The organism is Mucilaginibacter sp. P4_E8, assembly GCF_056401495.1.
The window spans coordinates 1-1,771 of the sequence record NZ_JBFUJG010000348.1 but is presented as its reverse complement, the minus strand read 5'-3'; the positions used below and the strand labels follow the sequence as shown (position 1 = coordinate 1,771).

The following is a 1,771-nucleotide window of genomic DNA, read 5'->3' as shown; positions in this document are numbered from 1 at the left end:
GCTGTCTTCGCGGGATTACCAGTACAGTTCACTGAGTTCGATCCAGCGCTGGGGTGGCATAGGGGGAGAGCTGTTTGACAGCCTGCTGACGTTTCAGAACTTTCCGGTAGGAGAGGCACTTTCATCGCATCAATGGCAGCTACAGATAAACAATGATAAAGAAATAGAACAAACCACTAACTATCCTTTATCTATTCGTATYGTACTGARCCARCAAATCAAAATACAGTTTAKCTATAAGCTTTCCATGCTTACCCAGRCAGAGGTATCCAGGATCAGYCGTCATTTCGGGCAGGCGCTGGACGGGCTGCTGAGCGGCCCTGCTGTCCGGGCAGGTGATATCGAGATCCTGAGCGARCAGGAGCGTGAACAGTTATTATATGAGTTTAACGGGACAGCGGTATCCTACCCTGTGGGATTAACGCTGCTGGACCTGTTCAGGGAGCAGGTAATGCTTCGGGGAGAAGAGACCGCTGTGGTTTACGGGGATAGCCGTCTGAGCTACCGTGAGCTGGATGCCCGGTCGAACCAGCTGGGGCATTWCCTGCGGAGCCGTGGTGTTGTATCGGAGACGCTGGTACCGATCTGTCTTGGCCGTTCCCTGGAGATGATCATCGGGATCCTTGGGGTGCTGAAGGCGGGGGGCGCTTATGTGCCGGTGGATCCGGATTACCCTGCGGACCGGATCAGTTATATGCTTCAGGATACCGGGGCATCGCTGGCATTAACGAGCCGGAGCACCGCGGGCTTATTAGGTGATTCCATAGAGCAGGTGCTGGTTGACGAAGATCGGGAAGCTATCAGCCAGGAGTCTGCTGATGCACCTGAAATCGGGATCAGTCCGGGTGACCTGGCGTATGTGATCTATACTTCGGGTTCAACAGGTCGTCCGAAGGGGGTAATGACCGAGCACGGGAGCGTGGTGAACTATGTCCTGTGTCAAAGCGATTTCTTTGGGATAGAGGCGAGCGACCGGATATTACAGTTTTCGAACTATAGTTTTGACGCTTCCGTAGAGCAGATATTTATGTCCTTATCTAACGGAGCTACGCTGGTGCTGATTAAAGACGGGCTTCAGCTGGATATATCGCTGTTTGAAGAGTTTCTGGAGCGTGCGGGTATTACCCATTTACATGCCACGCCGTCCTTTCTGGAAAACGTACATGCGGGAAGATATAATGGACTGAAAAGAGTGATCTCCGGAGGAGAAGCCTGTTCAGTCCAGCTGGCCCGGCGCTGGAGCGGGCTGGTAGATTTTTATAACRAATATGGCCCTACGGAGACGACGATCTCGGCTTCAGAATATCATTTCAGGGATACAGATGAGGTTGGGGCAACGGTTCCGATCGGTCGTCCGGTATGGAATACGCAGTTGTATGTGCTTGACGGGGAGTTGCGTCCCTGCGGTACAGGAATACCAGGTGAGCTGTATATCGGTGGTGTGCAGGTAGCACGAGGATACCTGAACCGTTCGGATCTGACGGCAGAGCGTTTCATACCGGACCCCTACGGTGAAGAAGGCGGGCGATTGTATAAGACGGGGGACCTTTGCCGCTGGTTGCCTGACGGTAATATAGAGTACCTGGGCCGTATGGATGACCAGGTAAAGATCCGTGGTTACCGTATTGAGCTAGGGGAGATCGAGTCCGTGCTACAGCAGAGCCCGGGCGTACGCCAGGGTGTTGTGGTCGCCCGTGAGGACGGTCATACAGGCAAGCGGCTGGTGGGTTATGTAGTAGCCGGTGAGGGATATGATAAAGAATCGGTACAA

At 53.3% G+C, this 1,771-nt stretch carries 1 protein-coding gene; it reads left to right on the top strand.

Translation table 11 applies throughout. The features are described 5' to 3' along the window. Positions 1-1,771: non-ribosomal peptide synthetase (locus AC1DRQ_RS31255; protein WP_477429994.1), on the top strand; the 1,771-nt coding region annotated here is incomplete at both ends.